Origin of the sequence: Vibrio sp. Vf1514 (assembly GCF_052076135.1) — a bacterium.
Classification (GTDB): domain Bacteria; phylum Pseudomonadota; class Gammaproteobacteria; order Enterobacterales; family Vibrionaceae; genus Vibrio; species Vibrio furnissii.
In genome coordinates this window covers 781,738-799,966 of the sequence record NZ_CP197268.1, presented here as the reverse complement: position 1 = coordinate 799,966, position 18,229 = coordinate 781,738, and the positions used below count along the sequence as shown (strand labels likewise).

The window sequence follows — 18,229 nt, the reverse complement described above, 5'->3', positions numbered from 1 at the left end:
TAAAATGAGTATTAAAGAATATACCGGGTCAGCGGGTGGTTGGGGCGCACTGAAAAGTACCGCGCATCATCTGTTCAAAAGTCACAACGTTGCCAAAAATATCTCTAACCTATTGAGAACCAACCAAGATCATGGGTTTGACTGTCCGGGCTGTGCTTGGGGTGAAAAACATGTACCAGGGCGTTTTCGTTTCTGCGAAAACGGCGCAAAAGCCGTGAACTGGGAAGCCACCACACGCCGCGTTGGCGCTGCATTTTTCGAGCAATATTCCGTCAGTTGGCTGAACAAGCAAAGCGACTATTTCCTTGAATATCAAGGACGTTTGGCTGAACCGATGCGCTACAATGCCGAAACGGATCACTACGAACCGATCAGCTGGGACGATGCGTTTGCATTGGTGGCAACGCATCTCAATCAGCTCGAACATCCGAATCAAGCGGAGTTCTACACCTCTGGCCGTGCCAGCAACGAAGCGGCTTTTCTCTATCAATTGTTTGCTCGCCGCTTTGGGACGAATAACTTTCCAGATTGCTCCAACATGTGCCATGAAGCCACCAGCGTTGCGTTAGCTCGCACGATTGGGATTGGTAAAGGCACCGTGACGATTGATGATTTTGAAGAAGCTGATGCGATCTTCCTGTTTGGCCAAAATCCGGGGACGAACCACCCACGTATGTTGGAAACTTTGGCCTCAGCCTACAAACGTGGCGCGCGTGTGGTGGCGTTCAATAACCTGAAAGAGCGGGGATTGGAGCGCTTTACCAACCCGCAGAACCCATTTGAAATGCTCAGCAATGGCTCAACGCCCACCACCAGTGATTATTTCATGCCAAAATTAGGTGGCGACATGGCGGCGGTGCGGGGGCTGGTCAAAATTCTGTTGGCGCGTCACGAGAACGCGCAAGCGCGCGGCGAATCTGTATTTGATTTGGCATTTATCGCACAGCACACCGAAGGCATGGAAGCGTATCTGGATATTGTACGTACCACGCCATGGGAACAGATCGAACAGCAATCGGGTCTCAGCCAAGCAGAACTGACGCAAGCGGCCGATATTTACCAAAACGCTCAACGCGTGATTGTTACTTGGGCCATGGGTGTCACCCAGCATAAACACTCGGTGGCCACCATTCAGGAACTGGTGAACTTGCAACTGTTGTTTGGTCAGGTAGGTAAAGATGGCGCAGGATTGTGTCCGGTACGTGGTCACTCCAACGTGCAGGGTGACCGCACCGTGGGCATCAATGAAAAACCGCCGGCTGCGCTGCTGGAAAATATTGAGAAAGCCCTTGGCTTTGTGCCGCCAAAAGCGCACGGACATAACGTTGTGAACGCACTGCAGGCTATGAGTCGCGGTGAAAGCAAAGTGTTTATCGGCTTGGGGGGTAACTTAGTTGCTGCCGCACCGGATACCGCGCTGGTGGCGAAAGCGATGCGCAATTGCGAGCTCACCGTGAATATCGCAACTAAACTCAATCGCAGCCACGTCAATCCGGGGAAAGATTCACTGATTCTGCCGTGTCTGGGGCGCACTGATATCGATATTCAAGCCGCAGGGCCACAAAAAGTGACGGTTGAAGATTCGTTCTCCATGGTGCATGCCTCATCAGGCCGCGTCGACATGACCGGTGAACTGATGCGTTCTGAGCCGGCGATCATTGCGGGCATGGCCAAAGCAACGCTGGGCGACAACAATCCGGTTGATTGGCAATCGATGGCGGATAACTATGACAACATTCGCGACTTGATCGAGCAGATCATTCCGGGGTTCGATCAGTTCAATCAGCGCATTGCGGGCCCCGGTGGTTTTTACCTTGGCAACTCAGCGCGCGAATTGAACTGGAAAACGGCGAGTGGCAAAGCGCAGTTCACTAACAACGCGCTACCTACGTCGATTATTCCGGTTGAAGCGGAACAAATGACCCAAAAACCGGTATTTGTGTTGCAAACCATGCGTTCTCACGATCAATACAACACCACGGTTTACGGTTTTGATGATCGTTATCGTGGCGTATTTGGCGAGCGCAATGTGGTATTTATGAATGCGAAAGATATCGAGCAGCAAGGTTTGCAAGCGGGCGATTTGGTTGATATCGAAACGTTGTGGACCGATGCCGTGAAGCGTCAAATTGTTGGGTTCAAAGTGGTGGCGTTTGATATTCCAAAAGGAAACGTGGCCGCGTATTTCCCAGAAGCCAATGCGCTGATTCCCCTCAGCAGCAAAGGGGACTTGAGTGATACACCGACGTCGAAGTCGATTGCGGTGGTCATCACGCCAACCCAAGTCGCGCCGTTACTCGCAACCGCCCAATAATCGCCGAAGCCCACTGATTCAGTGGGCTTTGTTTTAGGTGACAATGTCACTAATAAGTGTCACAAATCAACATCACCAACAAACATCACAAAGAATGCCACAATGTGTTGTGGCACGACCATGTCATAGGAACGGTGAGCACATGAATCTATTTGAAGCAATTCCAACGGCACTCCCGGATGAGCAATTTAAGGCGTTGCTACAACGGCCGAACCTTCGTATCGAACGTATCTTGTCTCATGGGCACACATCCCCCAAACAGGGTTGGTACGATCAAGAGGAACATGAATGGGTGTTGGTGCTACAAGGTTGCGGGACGGTTGAGTTTGACAACGGCGAATCACAGACCTTGCACGTGGGCGACTACTTGAATATTCCAGCCCATACTCGACATCGCGTCACATACACCGACCCAGATGATGTGACACTTTGGTTGGCGGTGTTTTATCCCGCATGACGTATGATGCTCGTCACGTGACAATGTCACGTCAAAAAAGACGTAATTTGATGTATTGATGTGAATTATTGTTTGATTTAACGCATGCTGTTCGTAAAAGTGTGCGATTTTTGTAGCGAACGTGCCGACATCATGCGCCAAATGCCAGATTATCATAAAAACGCTTCGGCATGATTTTGGAAGTTCGGTATACTGCGCACTTCAAACACAACGATCATCATCAGAGCGGAAGATATTACGTGGCACCGTTACCACATCAACAGAACGCCCACCAACAAGACGAGTTGGCGTCAGCTCGCGTCTATTCGACGTCCTTACTTCATCAAGTTACCCAATCCGTGCAACGTGGGCGGCTGACGCTCCATCACCTGATGTGGCTTGTGCTGCTTTTCTTTGTGGTTGGCCCATTACCTGCGTTTGCCCAATCGCCTTTGGTGTTAACCGATCGCAGTGATGCGGTGATTCCGCTGAGTGGTAAAGCGGAGTACTTTCGCGACACATCGGCACAGCTGACGATACAAGACATCATCGCCCGCAGCGACGATTTCCAAAATACGGCACACACGCAAGAGATGAATTTTGGCTACACCCAAAGTGCGGTGTGGTTAAAGCTGGCTGTTACGTCCGACATCACGCACATTCAAAACCGAGTTTTGGAGTTTCAATACGCCTATTTAGATGACGTGCGTTTTTATGTGGTATCGAATCAGGGGATCGAAACCTATTACTCTGGGCGCAATGTTCCTGTGAATCAATGGCCGCTCGCCAGCCGTAAACCGGCATTTCCGATTATGTTCCATCCCGGTGAAGCGGTCACGCTGTATGTGCGCGGTGAAAGCCACGCAGCGCTGGCGATGAGCGTAAATTTGATGACGCAGCAGGCGTATGCCAAATCGGACACGCGCACATTGGTGGTGTTATCGCTTTACTACGGCATGTTGATTGCGCTCGGTAGTTATAACTTGTTGCTGTTTATTGGCTTGCGTCAACGAATCTTTTTGCTCTACGCCAGCTTTGTTTTCACCTTTGCGCTGGCCGCATCCAGCATGAATGGCATTGGCCCATTGTTGCTGTGGCCGGACATCACACACGCGTCAGATCGCGTGGTGCCGACCGGTTATAGCATCGCCGCAACGCTCGCATTGATGTTTGCGCGCCGATTCTTGAACCTAGCAACGCATGCGCCGCGTTGGGACAAGTTTGTGCTGTCGGCCATTGCAGTGTGGGGCGCTTGCGTGGTCGCAACATGGTTTACCGATATTCCGCTCGCGTTCAAGATCATGTCGATTCAAGCGGTGTTAACCACCATCAGCCTGCTCACGGTTGGGATTGCTGCGGTGCGCTTGAAAATCCCAGCGGCGAAGATTTTCGTGCTCGCTTGGTCGTTGCTGCTGGTGGGCACATCGCTGCTCTCAATACGCAATGCCGGTTTGTTGCCCTCGAATTTCTTCACGGTATATAGCATGCAAATTGGCTCGGCAGTCGAGATGCTGTTGCTGTCGTTTGCCTTGGTGGCGAAGTTTAATGATCTCAAACGTCAGAAAGAAAAGGCCCAGGCCGATTTAGTCAACACACTGATCGAGCAAGAAAAGGTGTTGGAAACTCGCGTCGCGGCGCGCACGGCGGAACTAGAGCAGGCTAAAAGCCAACTCGAAATGCATGTCACCGTTGATTCGCTGACCGGGATTTTGAACCGCCGCGGACTTAACCGTTACTTTGAAACGCTCAAGTCACGAGCAAGCAGTGCGGACGACACCGCCATTGTGGTCTTGATCGATCTTGATGAATTTAAGCCGGTGAATGATCAGTATGGTCATGAAGCGGGTGACATGTTGCTGCAGACATTGGCACAGCGCATGAGGTCACGACTTCCGGAGCATGCTGGATTGGGGCGTTTGGGCGGCGATGAGTTTGTCGCGCTCTTTGCTGGGCAAACGGAACGCTCTAAACACGAATTAGAACAGATTGGCGTACAATTGCTGGCGGCTATCTCCGAGCCGATTGCGCTTCATTCGGATGTGGTGGTTCATGTTCAGGCCAGTATTGGGGTTTCGCTCTGTACCATTGCGCCTCATTCGTTTGCAACGGCGCTCCGTGCGGCCGATACGGCCATGTATGACATCAAGCACAATGGTAAAAATGGTGTGGTGGTGGTGTCTGACGTGCCCATTCCAGAGCACGCCACGCTGTAAATGATCCCCCTTTCAATGGATAAGCGTTCAAAAGGGCCATCGCGCAAAAAGGACTGTGCTTAAACGAACAAGAGATCAGCTGCATTCTGATCTCTTGTTTCTCAATCGTATGGTTTGTAAATCGAACGGTTTGTGAATCGAACGTTCTGTAAATCGAATAGTTTGTTATTGCCCCATCGCCATTTTCATGCCGCTTTGAGTCTCTGTTGGCACGATCGCTTCTGGCATACCGAGGTGATAGCCCTGAAACATGGTGATATCCAGCGCTTGCATCGCGCTCAACTGCTGCGCGGTTTCGATGCCTTCCACCACGGTTTGAGCATTCGCTTGTTTGGCGACGTCAATCGCATTGAGCAGCAAACGCGTATTGCCTTGCATGTATTCAGTCAGCAAGTGACGATCAAACTTAATGATATCCGGTTGCAGTAAATCGACACGCGCTTGGTTGGACGCGCGGCATCCGAAATCATCAATCGCAATGCCATACCCTTGGCCGGAAAGTGAACGTGTGGCGATTTTAAGCTGCGCATCGTCGTCCGATTCTAGCTCCACCAATTCCATCACGACTTGATCATGGGTTAACGACAATTCATCTAAGCGGTGTGACAACAGGCTATCACTGAGGTGTTGATTGACGGCATGGCCACTAAGCGGCAATACATTGAGAAACAGTTTGAGATGACGGTAATGAGAGAGAGCGAAGTTACGCAGATGAATCAAGCGGCTCAGGTATTCGACATTGAGTTTGTCGATCAAGCCATACAGTTCAGAGTGAAAGAAGCGATCGGGGCGTATCTGCGTGTGGTAATGCGTATAAATGCGGACGAGGGCTTCGACGCCAACCACACGTTGTTCGCGTGCGAAAATGGGTTGGAATACGCTGCGTAACGTTAGACCTTTATAATGAGCAATGTATTGTCCATCCGGATCGAATGTGACGTATTGCTGATACTGCTGTGGGTCAGAGAGAATCATACAATCTTTGTAATCCTTGATTAATCACGGTGCTTTTGCGTCCATGCCGTGTTTATTTTGACAATAGCCATAATATTGACGAACTGGGTTCGATGTCAATCGGATAAAAACTTTTAAATTCAGGGCCGATCCATGATTCCGAGCTTAAAGCGTTCATTTTGATCTATTTTTGATCAACGTTATGCTCATGATTTAAATAACACTTTAATTTACATGAGGTTATATCTACCCGAGTGACATCACATATTTATCGTCTCAATGTTTTGTTGCATTTTATCTGTGGCATGACACCACCGTTACTATGTAAGCGCGTCTCTTCTTGCGGGAAAATGTCGACCGACGTCAAACTTTGCGTTTAGCGCTCATCAAAAAAATCTTTGTTGCGAATGTAACGACTCATCAAATGGTAAGAAAATGGGCGAATCAGCCACGATACCAATGAGCGACCCAAACGAATAAACGTCGGGGTGTTTTCATAGATCTTGCCATTGTGTAACCAGAGTAGTTTGCCCACATGCCAATAATAGAGTGGAATAGGGGGCAGAAAGGTCACAACATCCAGATCGCAACACACGCGGTAGGTACGGTGTGACAACTGGTAACGTTGATGAAAACGATACCCGCCAATCGCCGGTTGGCCAAAGGTCACCACGCGTTTGATGCATTTCGGGTGGCGCGTTTCTAGCAGATCGGCCAGAACGCAGCCTACCGCACCGCCGGATGAATGACCGGTGATCGTCACATGTTTACCCTGAGCGATCAGCGGTTCAACGTAACTCAGCAGGCGTTCAAAAACACACAATCCCAGCGTATCGCTGTTGTAACCGGGCAAGCTTTCTTGATGAATTAAGTAATGAAACCCGGCATGAATTGGATACGGCAACCCAAGTTGCGGCGTCGAACGCTTCCACAGGGCTAAATTGAGTGCCCAATCCGCTAAAGAGTGCGAGCCTTTGATCACCACAATCACTTCATCGTCGCGTTTGCTCCACAACACACGCATCATGATCTTGCCGAATCGGTTGTAGACGATCCGCTGCCCGTTGGGATCAAACCCATAATTGGTTTGTTTGAACACACGCGGATAGGCCAAATTACATAAAACGGCATAGCGTTCATATTGATAGCGCTTGAGGCTTTTCACATGGATGCAGGATGAGTGGCTTTGGTGACCACTATGCGAGATAAAGATGAACCTTATGTGACGAAATCGCCCTGATAGGGTTGGACTGATAGAGTTGGATCAGATTGATACGGCTAGATAAGATGGCGTCGCAATCGGGTTGTAAGGATTACGACGCTATATTGGGTTAGGCCCATTGCAACACGGCGTACAACTGAATGTACTTGCGGACCAGTTGTTGATTCTTCGAACGCTTAAGTGGGTGACCAAACTTTATATAACAAGGGCTGATATGGAAAAAGGTGTCTAAAGCTTGCGTCAGTTGGGATTCGCTTTCGTACAGCGTGATACCTTGAGCGTTGTAATCATCGATTTCGTCCGGGAGTTGGCCGGTCCACCAATGCAGGAGTTCGCGGCTTTTGTGGCTGCGGCTGATCCAGTGGTCGGTTAGCAGAAGCAGCAAATCGTTGGGTTGGATGGCATACCCGTATTCTTGCTTCCACTGCGTGATGTCGCGCATCAATTTGTCACGACAAGTTTTCCCCGCGCTGACCATATGATGCGTGAGCACCCAAACTGTCCCTGCGTCGCTACTGATGCGATAGTGATGTGGCTGTTCGGTTTGAGAGACAGATTCAATCGGTGCGTATTCACAGCGATGGCCAAATTCGGTCAGTGTGCGTGCCAGACGCCGGGCAAATGCCAAACCAAGGTGATGTTCGCTCATGCCCTGATTATGAATCGTCGGGTAGTGCTTTTCACACAGCTTTAAGCAATCCGCCTGGAATTCATTGACACTTTGAGTGAGGATGTCCAGTAACAACGCGTTGTTCTCCATTACGAAAGCTCGATAAGATTATCACAGTTGCTGCTTGCTACGAGCAGCAAATCACCAGTTCTTGATCTTTTGCACTGTTCTCATTCATCCAACGAGCGGGTTGGCGAATAAATGCGCAATGGTGAATTTGGAGAACAGGATAACTTGCAATAAAAAATGCCCTAATAAAAAGGAAACCTGCCATGAGTGACGTATCGTTTACACAACAACAGCGTGAAGCATTGGCTTTAGCGTTACAGCAATTTTGTGCCGATGAACTGGATGTTGAACTGGAACAGTTTGATGCGTGGTTCTTGTTAGATTTTGTTACAAATAAGATCGGCCCATTTTACTACAATAAGGGGCTGGCAGATGCACAGTCGGTGATGGAGCGCAAAATGCTTGATATCGCTGATGAGCTCTATCAAATTGAAAAAGAAAGTGAATTCTAAAACGCCTGTTTTGACCTACGTCTTCAAATTATTCGAACGTCTTCATCAATCCTGCCGTCTATTCGCTGCGTAAATCTTGGTAAATACTCTGTTACGAATATGTAGGAACCGATATTCTTGCGGTTGATTATTGTTGTTCTGACTACCAGTGAGAGAAATATCATGAGTACAGAAGTCACCCATTACAACCGAACGTCTCAGTGTGTTCATTGGTTGTCTGCCATTGTTGTGATTGGCATGTTCGCAGCCGGTGTCTGGATGGTCGATTTATCGTATTACAGCCAATGGTACCAAACGGCACCGCATTGGCATAAATCGGTTGGCATCTTATTACTGGCCTTAACCTTGTTCCGCATCGTGTGGAAAGTCGTGACGTTGTCACCCAAGGTGGAAGGGGCAAGCTGGGAAAAAGTATCAGCAAAATTGGCTCATGGTTTCATTTACTTAGACCTCATGATTCTGTTTGTGTCAGGTTACCTGATCTCGACAGAAGATGGCCGTGGGATTGACGTGTTTAACTGGTTTACCGTTCCTGGCGCTGGCGCGCTGTTTGAAGGGCAATCCGACTTAGCAGGTTTGGTTCACGAGTATGCTGCATGGACATTGATTGCCATTGCAGTACTGCATGCTGCGGCTGCTTTGAAGCACCACTTTATTAACCAAGATAATACGCTACGCAAAATGATAGGAGCATCAAAATGAAGAAGACGTTATTGGCATCGGGCTTAGCATTGGCAATGGTAATGCCATTCGGCGCTAGCGCAGCGGACTATGTGATCGACACCAAAGGTGCGCACGCATCGGTTAACTTTAAAGTTAGCCACCTCGGCTACAGTTTCACCATGGGTCGCTTTAACACGTTTAGCGGTGAATTCTCTTACGACCCAGCGAACATTGCCGCATCGAAAGTGAACGTCACTGTTGATACGACAAGCCTCGACTCAAACCACGCAGAGCGTGACAAACACATTCGCAGTGCAGACTTCATCGACGCATCAAAATATGCTACAGCAACCTTTACCAGCACGAAAGTGATTGATAAAGGGGACGGCAAATTGGAAGTGTTGGGTGATTTAACGCTGCACGGACAAACGAAACCAATCACGATTGACGCTGAATTCATTGGCGCAGGTAAAGATCCGTGGGGCGGTGAGCGCGCGGGCTTTAGCGGTACCACGCGTCTTGAGTTGAAAGACTTTAATATTGCGGTGATGGGGCCAACGTCTTACGCCGACATGCAACTGTATATTGAAGGCGTGAAGAAGTAACCTTCAGCGCGTCTCAATAAAGAAAGCCCCCGTGGTCTCCTCGAGATACGGGGGCTTTGTTTTAGTTAGCCATCTGCGTTATTCGTTTTTTTTGATTAAGCACGCGCGAGTTCTTGTTCTTCAACTACGCTGAGGCGCTCGCCGTAAATGGGTCTTAATGCAGCTAAAACATGGTTGCGTTCCAGCAGGCCGACAAACTTGCCGTTGTCCAGCACAGGCAATGTGTGCGGTTTGCTGACTTTCATGCTTTTCGCGCGTTCTTCTAGCGACAGTGAGTTAAAGCGTGTCGCGATTCCCATGCTGGTGGTTGGGAACAATTGGTCTTTGTCGATACAGAAGAACTCGGCTACATCAACTAGCTTGTCGTTAACATCAATGGCAATCACGTCACGCGTCATCAAATCGACTACCTTTTGTTCGCCGTCTGGAATGTAATCTTGGCACCACAAATCCACCATAATGTCGTGTGCAGATAACATGCCCACCAAGCGACCTTCGACGTCTAAAACAGGCGCTGCATTCAAACGGTGTTCGACCAAAGTGTCGATGGCCATCGCGGTGGTTTGCTCAACGCTTAGGGTGATAGGTTGAGTGTTCATCATATCTTTGACATTAAGAGTATTTTTCATAGTAGCTTCCTTCACTGACGTGATAGTTGTTGTTTCCGTAATTGCACGAACATTGGCCATTTTTAATTGGGGACGACGATAGATGGCCCAATTCGCCAGTCCAACGAGTACGGCACCGCCGACGATGTTGCCGAGTGTGACTGGAATGAGATTGGCGGTAATAAATTGCATGACATTCAGATCCGCATATTGCGCAGCCGTCACGCCGGTTTGTTGCCAGAACGACTCTGGTGCGAATGTGTGGATCGCAATGCCCAGTGGCACCATAAACATGTTGGCGACACAGTGTTCAAAACCACTGGAGACGAACATCGCCACCGGCAAAATGGTCATGACGGCTTTGGTCATCGCGTTGGCTGAACTGAAGGTCAGCCAAATCGCCAAACAGACGAGTAGGTTACACAGCACGCCCAGCGCAAATGCTTGAAGTAGGGTGTGGTGCAGTTTGTGTTGGGCAATGTTGAGGGCATTCAGTCCCCATTGGCCGTGATCAAGCTGGTACAGACCGGCTGCACAGACCAAAGCCAGCAAAAACATCGCACCGATAAAGTTGCCGATGTAGACTTTGCCCCAAATGGCGAGCATTTTGCCGAAACTGATCTGTTTGTTCGCCCAGGAAATACTCGACAGGACGGAACTGGTAAACAGCTCACCGCCGCAGATCACAATCAGTATCAATCCCATACTGAACGCAATCCCGCCCGCTAAGCGGCTCAGTCCCCAGCCAGCAGATTCACTGCCTGTGGTGACGGTGATATAAAATAAGAAAGCCAGACCAATAAACGCGCCTGCCATCACGGCAAGACTCAGCGTCATGCTACTGTTCTTCTTTATCTTACTGAGTGCGAACTTTTCCGCCTCTGCCATCATTTCGTATGGCGAAAAATGGTTTAGGTTTTCAGCACCTGTTGCAGACATATTTGTTCCTCAAATGAATGTTCATGTAATAGCGCCTTATGGAAAACAACACGTTATGTGCTGTTTCGAGATCAGATTACGAGCGGAACATTCACAGGTAAAATTGATAATTTTTTTTATCCCTATCAATTGTATTGATATAGCAAAATGAACAAGTACAATGAAACCGCTTGCTCATAAGCAAGTTGTTCACTCACAGAACACATAGGATAAGCAGTGCGATATTCACTAAAACAATTAGCCGTTTTTGATGCGGTCGCCGATTGTGGAAGCGTCAGTACAGCAGCAGATAAGCTTGCTCTGACCCAGTCGGCGACAAGCATGTCTTTAGCCCAGTTGGAAAAAATGCTTGGCCGTCCTTTGTTTGAAAGACAGGGGAAGCAAATGGCGTTAACGCATTGGGGCATGTGGCTGCGCCCAAAGGCCAAAAAGCTGTTGCAGGATGCACAACAGATAGAAATGGGCTTTTACGATCAGCACCTCATCAGTGGTGAACTCTGTTTGGGCGCCAGTCAAACCCCCGCAGAACACCTTGTTCCAGACCTTATCAGTATTATTGATAGTGACTTTCCAGAAATTCGAATCGACCTTGGTGTCAAAAGTACCCAAGGGGTGATTGAGGGCGTCCTGGATTACAAATATGACTTGGGCATCATCGAAGGTCGCTGTGACGACAACCGAATTCACCAAGAAGTGTGGTGTCGCGATCACTTGACCGTGGTGGCATCGGCTCATCATCCGTTTGCAAAGCGTGACGTGGTGAGTTTGGCGCAATTAGAACAAGCCAAATGGGTGCTGCGTGAACACGGCTCCGGCACACGCAAAACCTTTGATAGCTCCATTCATAAATTGATTGCCGATCTGGATGTGTGGCGAGAATACGAGCACGTGCCTGTACTACGTACGTTGGTGGCGAATGGGTCTTACCTGACTTGCCTGCCGTATTTAGATGTGGAGAAGTTCATTCAGAATGGCCAATTGGTTGCACTCAACGTCCCTGAACTAAATATGGAGCGTACTTTGTCATTCGTGTGGCGTGCGGACATGGCAGAAAACCCATTGGTGGAGTGCATCAAGCGCGAAGGGTTGCGAATGATGAAAGGAAGACCTTCTGTTTTATAGCCGTTTTATATTTCCTAAATCTGTTGATTTACCGTTTGCGTCACGATTTTTATGATATTTGTTTATCGCATACATTTTTATTGTGATCTAAATCACTGGTAAAGGCACAATTTAGCTCTTAGTATTCTCGCTTGATTCACTGATGTGGTCAGCCCGATGGGTTGGCGACTTCGTAGAGGGCATTATGAGCACACTGTTCGCTATTTCACTGACTACGGGAATTCTGTCGGGTATTTGGGGCTGGGTAGCCGTGACACTTGGACTACTGTCCTGGGCTGGCTTCTTAGGATGTACCAGCTATTTCGCCTCACCAAAAGACGGGTTGCGAGGGCTAGGAGAGAGCCTGCTGACCAATCTAAGCGGCGTGTTTTGGGCGATGGTGATCATCGAAGCCTCCAATTACGTTGGCATTGATATTCTCGGTTATGTGATTACTGCGATTGTGGCATTTTTTATGTGCATTCAAGCCAGTAAACAGTGGCTCGCATACATTCCTGGTACCTTCATTGGTTCATGTGCGACATTTGCCGCCAGTGGCGACTGGAAGCTTGTGATCCCTTCATTGTTCATCGGTGGTTTGTTCGGCTACCTCATGAAATCAAGCGGAGTCTGGTTGCATCAGCGATCAAAACGGTCTGATCTGAAAAAAGAGTTGAACGACGCGGAGCGGATCGCCTAATCACGCCCCGCAGAGCTCTCGCTTCTGAGAAAAGACACCCCCGATTAATTTGTATCGAATTATCAGTTTATTTGATATTTGCGTTCAGTTTGACGGTCCCTTTTCGCTGAACCGCATTGATACTAGGCACACAGGAATGTGTGCCTTCTTTTTTATCCGCGACACGCTTGTATTTATAAGCCTCAGCATCATGCGTTGCTGCTGCGAAATCGTGTCGCCATTCATATCAAACACGGTTGAGTCATCATGTGTTGCCATTAGCCATGGTGATGACACGTTTCAACGTCCAGCGCAGCAAGACCGGAATGCAGTCGATGCCGTTCTCTTCACAGTGCGAGACAATCGCCAGCGCTAAATCGGGCTTTGCATGTTTCTTCAATACCTTGGTGACGACTTTCTTTGCCGGGATCGGATGATCGTACGGGATCTTCGCCATATCCTTGAAGAACGTTTCAAAGCCGTGGGAATACAAGAAGTGTTCGATATCGCGGTCGGGCAGTTCGGTTAAGCGGTGACGCTCTTGGTCGTGTCCCAGCATACCCAGCACTGTGGCCGCGTATTTTTTACCCGCGGCATCGCCATCTGTTACCACATGCCACTCAATCCCAAACGCTTTGGCGACTTTGATCAGTGATTTTAACCCTGATTGAGCAAATTCAATGATTTGCACGCCTTCTGCCGCTAAGTTATAGCCGCATTGACGTGCCAACTCACTAAAGAGCCACACTTCCGTTTCGCCTTCAACCAGCAACCAACAACGTGCGTAGAGCGCGCCGGAACGATGGAAGCGAATATGAAAGCCGATACGCCGCAACTCATCACGACTCAAACCTCGCACCGGTACGCTGGTGGCGACAGTTTTATCCGACTTTCTCACTAAGCGGCGAATGGAGTGCAGCGGTACGGAACCCAGCAAGTCGCCACTGTTGGTGGTTAAAATCTTCTGCATTGGCAACATTTCAAGCAAGCTCCACGCGCGCGCAAGATGTGTCGGATGCAGACGACCTTCCGGGTCTTCCACGATTAAGATTGGCCGAGCAAAACGGCGAAGCTCGTTCGGGCCTTTGGCCTGCAAATAGGCATTCAATAATCCTAATAGCAGTAATCGAGTTTGCCGATTCTTGGTTTCATCAACAATTTGGGTCAAGCTCTTTTCATTGGCAGGCGAGCCATACACCAAACTTTCACGTTCTCGACGTGGGTTTTTACGGCTCTGACTTTTAAACGAGAAGTAGTGTTCCACCAGCGCATGCATGGCGTTTAGGCTACTGCGCATTTCGCCTTTGTTCACGTGACCGGGAATGGCCATCAAACGGCGCGCCGTGTTGTTGATGCGTTTCTCCACGCGTGAGTTCACACCATTTTTGCCATCAAACGGTCGATCAAACTGGCGTGAGTCGCGCAGACGAATCACCGGATGCAAGCTCATCAATTCTTTTGCCAAACTCTCTGAGTGATGAATGGGGATCGGATTGCCATCGAGATCAAGGAAAGCATATTCCGTGGTGATGTCGTATTGCACCCGAGAACCACTGACCCGATAAATAATGCGATGCTGACCATTCTCATCTTCACGCCAAACGGGTTTGAGATTGCGATATCGCCCAGCGCGATGCTCTTTGGTGTCGGAGGCGACAAAACTCAGGATGATTTGGATATCCTGCGTTTGTGGGTGGGAGATCGAATAGTCGACGTGGAAATCCTGCAACTCAAATTGATAGGGCTGGCCGTTGGACGGCAACATGACAGACAGGGCGTCCAGCAGGGATGATTTACCCCAAGTGTTTTCACCTATTAACGTTGTGAGTTCATCTAAAGTGAGCGATAAACGACGAATGCCACGAAAACCTGATACTTCAATTCGCTCTAAATGCATAGGCTCAACTTCCTTTTTGTTCGCTGTGTTGAGTTTTATTTAAGGATAAAGGAAAACATGAGATTAAGCAGAATGTTCACTCACAGAAACAGGTGTGTGTATCACAAATTCAGTCACTTAACCCTTTAATTGCCACGAAATTCCGGCGGCGTAAAGAGTGACAAACATCAAATGCGATAAGTTTCTTTTCAAAGCCATTTCATAAAAGTCACGATTCTGTCATGATCGGTGGGCTAGGATGAGAGTGAAAGAGAAGAGAAGAATATATGACAAGAAAGAGAGAGATTACATCCATCACTCTGGCACACATCAACGATACCCATTCCTATTTCGAACCGACTTCGCTGCAACTGACACTGGATATGAACGGCCAAACGCTGACGCCTTTTGTTAGTGCCGGTGGATTTGCCCGCATCGCAACCCGCATTCAACAATTGAGAGACGATGCCGAGCGCATGAAACGGGGTTTCGTGTTTGTGCATGCTGGAGACTGCTTCCAGGGCACGCTGTACTTTTCCCTGTTTAAAGGGAAGGCAAACGCCGACATGCTGAATGCGTTGAACATCGACGCCATGGCGCTGGGCAATCATGAATTGGATATGGGCAACGAGCCGGTGGCGCAGTTTGCCAAACGCATTCATTTCCCGCTGTTGGCGGGCAACTGGGATTTATCGGCGGAGCGTCAGAATAAAGCGCATCGCCTATCGGACAACGCAAACGTGAAAGCGTATGACGTTGCGCGAACTGGATCACCAAGTCGGTTGATGGCAGTGAAGTGGCGATATTTGGTTTGTCGCTGGATAAAATGGCGGATATTGCCAACCCCGATTGCGACACTCCGTTTGTGGACTCGCTCGAAACCGCACGCCACACTGTGACCGAAATTCAACGGGCTGGCATCAACAAGATCATCTTGGTCAGTCACTTAGGCTACGACGTTGACAAAGAACTCGCAGAGCAGGTGGACGGCATCAGCGTCATTGTGGGAGGCCACAGCCACGTGTTGCAAGGCGACTTCAGCGCTTTGGGGTTGTCGAACGAAGAGGAATACGGCCAGTTCATCAACGGTACGTATGTGGTTCAAGCGGGTTTGTACGCGCTGGCGCTCGGTCATTGCCATATCGATTTTGACCAAGATGGCCACGTGGTGAACTTTGAAGGGCGTAACGAGCTGCTATTGGGACGTCGACTATTCTTGGACGCCAGTATGAATGAAGCGGGCAGTGATACCGCTCATTTGCAGGCGTGTGAGTACGTCAATAATCATCCCAATGTGGTGGTATGTAAGAAAGATCCGCAAGTGCAGGGGCTGCTGCTCAATAAATACATTCCGCGTGTGCGTGAACTGCAAAGTCAAGTCATCGCCAACGCGCCGGAGAAACTGCGCCATGTGCGGATCCCGGATGAAGAAGGCCCGAGTGAATTGGCACCATTGGTGGCACAATCTTTCATTCATGCCATGCGGCAGCGCGGTCACGATGTTCAGTTCGCGATCCACAATGCGGGTGGCGTGAGAACCTCGATTTTGCCGGGGAAAGTGACTGTTGCCGACATTGCCGGAAAATTACTTCCGTTTGCCGTTCCGATCGGTGTGTATCACGTGAAAGGCGAGGTGATTGCCGCCACGTTAGAGGGCGCGATCAATAATGCGACCAATAATGGTGTGGCTGGAACGGGTTCGGGCAGCTACCCCTACACCAGTCATTTATCGTTTGATTACGATGCAGATAAACCGATGGGACAACGCATTCAAAACCTGCGTGTTTTCATCGACAATCAATGGCAACCTGTTGATCCAAAAGGACTTTATTGCGGAACGTCGTCGGCTTATACCATGAAAGGTAAAGAAGGATACGATGCGCTCATCAACATGCAAGGGGAAGGTTTTGTCAGTACGGTGTCGATGGCCGATGCGTTTATCGAAGCGTTATCAGACCAACCAGCACTGCTGGCTCGTCACAAAACTCAAGTGATGAACTCAATGCAATAAAGTGGCTCGGTCTTTGCTTAGTCTTTTCTGTCTCAGTTTCTCAACTCGGAAATTGCAGGGGGAAAATATGTGGAGCAAAGACTGGCTAGACACATTAGTGGTTGTCGCATGGGTGAGCGTATGGTCGGCATTGGTGTATGTACTACCGTTTGCCGGGATCTGATAAAAAGGAGCGTGATTCGCTCCTTTTTTGATCCAGATCTGGACTGAATGCAACCCAGCACATAAAATGGGGCCGTTTGGGGAGTAGTCGCCATCGGTTTACTTGTCGTCATCACGTTGAGCTTCGGCTTATCCGGCAAGTATGAGTGCCTGAACTGTTGAACAACAGATCAATCACTTCGACGAGACCAACGCATTCAACGCTGCTTTGAAATCAAGGCAGTAGTCGTTGCTATGCGGAAGGTTTCGAAACGTGACGGTTTTCAATCCTTCCGCCTATGGAGGATTTATGGCCCCAATAACTTATGTAGGATTTGCTGTCCTAACCCTGTCTTTAGTTACTCTCGATATTTGGCAAACCCGAGGGGGGAATGTAACGCTCAAGCGCGCAACCCTCTGGAGTGTGTTCTGGTTTGCTTTGGCCTTCGTTTTTGCTGCAAGCATTTATTATTTCTGGGACGTGTACGCGCCCGACAGCCACTATAGCGCGCAAAAAGCGACCGTGTCGTTTCTCACTGGCTATCTGTTAGAGAAGTCGTTGAGCGTCGACAACCTATTCGTCTTTGCCATCATCTTTCATCAATATGCCGTTCCTGAGCATTTACGTCCTCGCGCGCTATTGTGGGGGGTGATTGGTGCGTTGGTACTGCGTGCGGTGATGATTTTCGTCGGTGCTGAGCTGCTCGCAACGTATCACTGGTTGCTGTACGTGTTTGCGCTGTTTCTGATCTGGACGGGGATTCAACTGGCACGTGACAAAGGCGATGAGGAAATTAACCCAGCGCCAGAGCGACTCATTCGCCGATTTGTCCCGGTGACAGATTCGTTTGCTGGCAATGCCTTGTGGGTACGTCAGAACCACCGTTGGTGGGCGACTCCGATGTTCATTGTCGTGGGCGTCATCGCATTTATGGATGTGATGTTTGCTTTGGACTCGATCCCGGCGATTTTCGCCGTTACACGTGAGCCATTCTTGGTGCTGGCGGCAAACGTGTTCGCGTTACTCGGCTTGCGCTCACTTTACTTTGTGTTGCAAGGCATGATGGATAAGTTTATCTATCTCAAACCCGCACTGTCGTTCATTATGATGTTTATCGGCGTCAAAATGTTACTGGTGGGATCGGCGTGGGAAATTCCAACCCCAGTTTCGCTGTTGGTACTGCTGTTGACCATGCTGACGGCGGTGATTGCGTCGGTGATCAAAGGCCAACGCCACGCCACGTTAAGTCACGTTAAATCAGAAGAGTAGGTGACG

At 49.2% G+C, this 18,229-nt stretch carries 14 protein-coding genes and 1 pseudogene; 10 read left to right on the top strand and 5 right to left on the bottom strand.

Annotated features, from left to right (window positions below; genetic code table 11):
- Positions 1-4: 4 nt before the first annotated feature.
- The 3 genes from ACS18Q_RS18670 (at position 5) to ACS18Q_RS18660 (ending at position 4,963) form a co-directional block, all read left to right on the top strand.
- Entirely contained in the window at positions 5-2,314 is a 2,310-nt protein-coding gene (locus tag ACS18Q_RS18670; protein WP_441258195.1) for an FdhF/YdeP family oxidoreductase, read from the top strand.
- A 142-nt stretch (positions 2,315-2,456) separates the two neighbouring features.
- Complete coding sequence (locus tag ACS18Q_RS18665; RefSeq protein ID WP_004728170.1) at positions 2,457-2,771, top strand: cupin domain-containing protein; 315 nt, start codon at positions 2,457-2,459, stop codon at positions 2,769-2,771.
- 239 nt (positions 2,772-3,010) lie between these two features.
- On the top strand, positions 3,011-4,963 hold the full coding sequence (locus ACS18Q_RS18660) for a 7TM diverse intracellular signaling domain-containing protein (RefSeq protein WP_441258194.1): 1,953 nt from the start codon (positions 3,011-3,013) through the stop codon (positions 4,961-4,963).
- A gap of 165 nt (positions 4,964-5,128) precedes the next feature.
- Here ACS18Q_RS18660 and ACS18Q_RS18655 read toward each other — a convergent pair whose 3' ends face one another.
- From ACS18Q_RS18655 to ACS18Q_RS18645, 3 genes are all read right to left on the bottom strand, one after another.
- Entirely contained in the window at positions 5,129-5,938 is an 810-nt protein-coding gene (locus ACS18Q_RS18655) for an EAL domain-containing protein (protein WP_441258193.1), read from the bottom strand.
- 355 nt (positions 5,939-6,293) lie between these two features.
- A complete protein-coding gene (locus tag ACS18Q_RS18650; protein WP_014257338.1) occupies positions 6,294-7,082 on the bottom strand; it encodes a lipase family protein in 789 nt (262 codons plus the stop codon).
- Positions 7,083-7,248: 166 nt separating this feature from the next.
- Complete coding sequence (locus ACS18Q_RS18645) at positions 7,249-7,884, bottom strand: hypothetical protein (protein ID WP_041943411.1); 636 nt, start codon at positions 7,882-7,884, stop codon at positions 7,249-7,251.
- Positions 7,885-8,081: 197 nt separating this feature from the next.
- On the opposite strand from ACS18Q_RS18645, the gene ACS18Q_RS18640 reads away from it, so the two are divergent.
- From ACS18Q_RS18640 to ACS18Q_RS18630, 3 genes are all read left to right on the top strand, one after another.
- A complete protein-coding gene (locus ACS18Q_RS18640; protein WP_004728165.1) occupies positions 8,082-8,330 on the top strand; it encodes a DUF2164 domain-containing protein in 249 nt (82 codons plus the stop codon).
- 162 nt (positions 8,331-8,492) lie between these two features.
- The gene (locus ACS18Q_RS18635; protein WP_014257336.1) at positions 8,493-9,032 is read left to right on the top strand and encodes a cytochrome b; all 540 of its coding nucleotides are present in this window, start codon (positions 8,493-8,495) and stop codon (positions 9,030-9,032) included.
- A complete protein-coding gene (locus ACS18Q_RS18630; RefSeq protein WP_004728163.1) occupies positions 9,029-9,598 on the top strand; it encodes a YceI family protein in 570 nt (189 codons plus the stop codon). The genes ACS18Q_RS18635 and ACS18Q_RS18630 overlap by 4 nt, the downstream gene beginning before the upstream one ends.
- Positions 9,599-9,693: 95 nt before the next feature.
- Here the strand turns inward: ACS18Q_RS18630 and focA are convergent, their stop codons facing one another.
- Positions 9,694-11,145 (bottom strand): formate transporter FocA, encoded by a 1,452-nt coding sequence (focA, locus tag ACS18Q_RS18625; RefSeq protein WP_441258192.1) that lies wholly within the window; start codon positions 11,143-11,145, stop codon positions 9,694-9,696.
- A 216-nt stretch (positions 11,146-11,361) separates the two neighbouring features.
- Between focA and ACS18Q_RS18620 the strand changes: the two genes are divergently transcribed.
- Positions 11,362-12,267, top strand: coding sequence for a LysR substrate-binding domain-containing protein (locus ACS18Q_RS18620; protein ID WP_038152153.1), 906 nt, complete (start codon positions 11,362-11,364; stop codon positions 12,265-12,267).
- 184 nt (positions 12,268-12,451) lie between these two features.
- Positions 12,452-12,946 (top strand): DUF1097 domain-containing protein, encoded by a 495-nt coding sequence (locus ACS18Q_RS18615; protein ID WP_158141889.1) that lies wholly within the window; start codon positions 12,452-12,454, stop codon positions 12,944-12,946.
- A 244-nt stretch (positions 12,947-13,190) separates the two neighbouring features.
- Here ACS18Q_RS18615 and ACS18Q_RS18610 read toward each other — a convergent pair whose 3' ends face one another.
- Positions 13,191-14,822, bottom strand: coding sequence for an ATP-dependent endonuclease (locus tag ACS18Q_RS18610; protein WP_004728159.1), 1,632 nt, complete (start codon positions 14,820-14,822; stop codon positions 13,191-13,193).
- 266 nt (positions 14,823-15,088) lie between these two features.
- Here ACS18Q_RS18610 and ACS18Q_RS18605 point away from each other — a divergent pair.
- Together ACS18Q_RS18605 and ACS18Q_RS18600 are read left to right on the top strand one after the other, a co-directional pair.
- Positions 15,089-16,812: pseudogene (locus tag ACS18Q_RS18605) on the top strand (bifunctional metallophosphatase/5'-nucleotidase).
- Positions 16,813-17,263: 451 nt separating this feature from the next.
- A complete protein-coding gene (locus tag ACS18Q_RS18600) occupies positions 17,264-18,223 on the top strand; it encodes a TerC/Alx family metal homeostasis membrane protein (protein WP_041943141.1) in 960 nt (319 codons plus the stop codon).
- The last annotated feature ends 6 nt before the right edge of the window (positions 18,224-18,229 follow it).

Excerpts from the sequence above, each read along its gene's own strand:
- ACS18Q_RS18635 (WP_014257336.1), top strand. The coding sequence starts at position 8,493 with ATGAGTACAGAAGTCACCCATTACAACCGAACGTCTCAGTGTGTTCAT.
- ACS18Q_RS18640 (WP_004728165.1), top strand. The coding sequence starts at position 8,082 with ATGAGTGACGTATCGTTTACACAACAACAGCGTGAAGCATTGGCTTTA.
- ACS18Q_RS18630 (WP_004728163.1), top strand. The coding sequence starts at position 9,029 with ATGAAGAAGACGTTATTGGCATCGGGCTTAGCATTGGCAATGGTAATG.
- ACS18Q_RS18615 (WP_158141889.1), top strand. The coding sequence starts at position 12,452 with ATGAGCACACTGTTCGCTATTTCACTGACTACGGGAATTCTGTCGGGT.
- focA (WP_441258192.1), bottom strand. The coding sequence starts at position 11,145 with ATGTCTGCAACAGGTGCTGAAAACCTAAACCATTTTTCGCCATACGAA.
- ACS18Q_RS18610 (WP_004728159.1), bottom strand. The coding sequence starts at position 14,822 with ATGCATTTAGAGCGAATTGAAGTATCAGGTTTTCGTGGCATTCGTCGT.
- ACS18Q_RS18670 (WP_441258195.1), top strand. The coding sequence starts at position 5 with ATGAGTATTAAAGAATATACCGGGTCAGCGGGTGGTTGGGGCGCACTG.
- ACS18Q_RS18655 (WP_441258193.1), bottom strand. The coding sequence starts at position 5,938 with ATGATTCTCTCTGACCCACAGCAGTATCAGCAATACGTCACATTCGAT.
- ACS18Q_RS18665 (WP_004728170.1), top strand. The coding sequence starts at position 2,457 with ATGAATCTATTTGAAGCAATTCCAACGGCACTCCCGGATGAGCAATTT.
- ACS18Q_RS18600 (WP_041943141.1), top strand. The coding sequence starts at position 17,264 with ATGGCCCCAATAACTTATGTAGGATTTGCTGTCCTAACCCTGTCTTTA.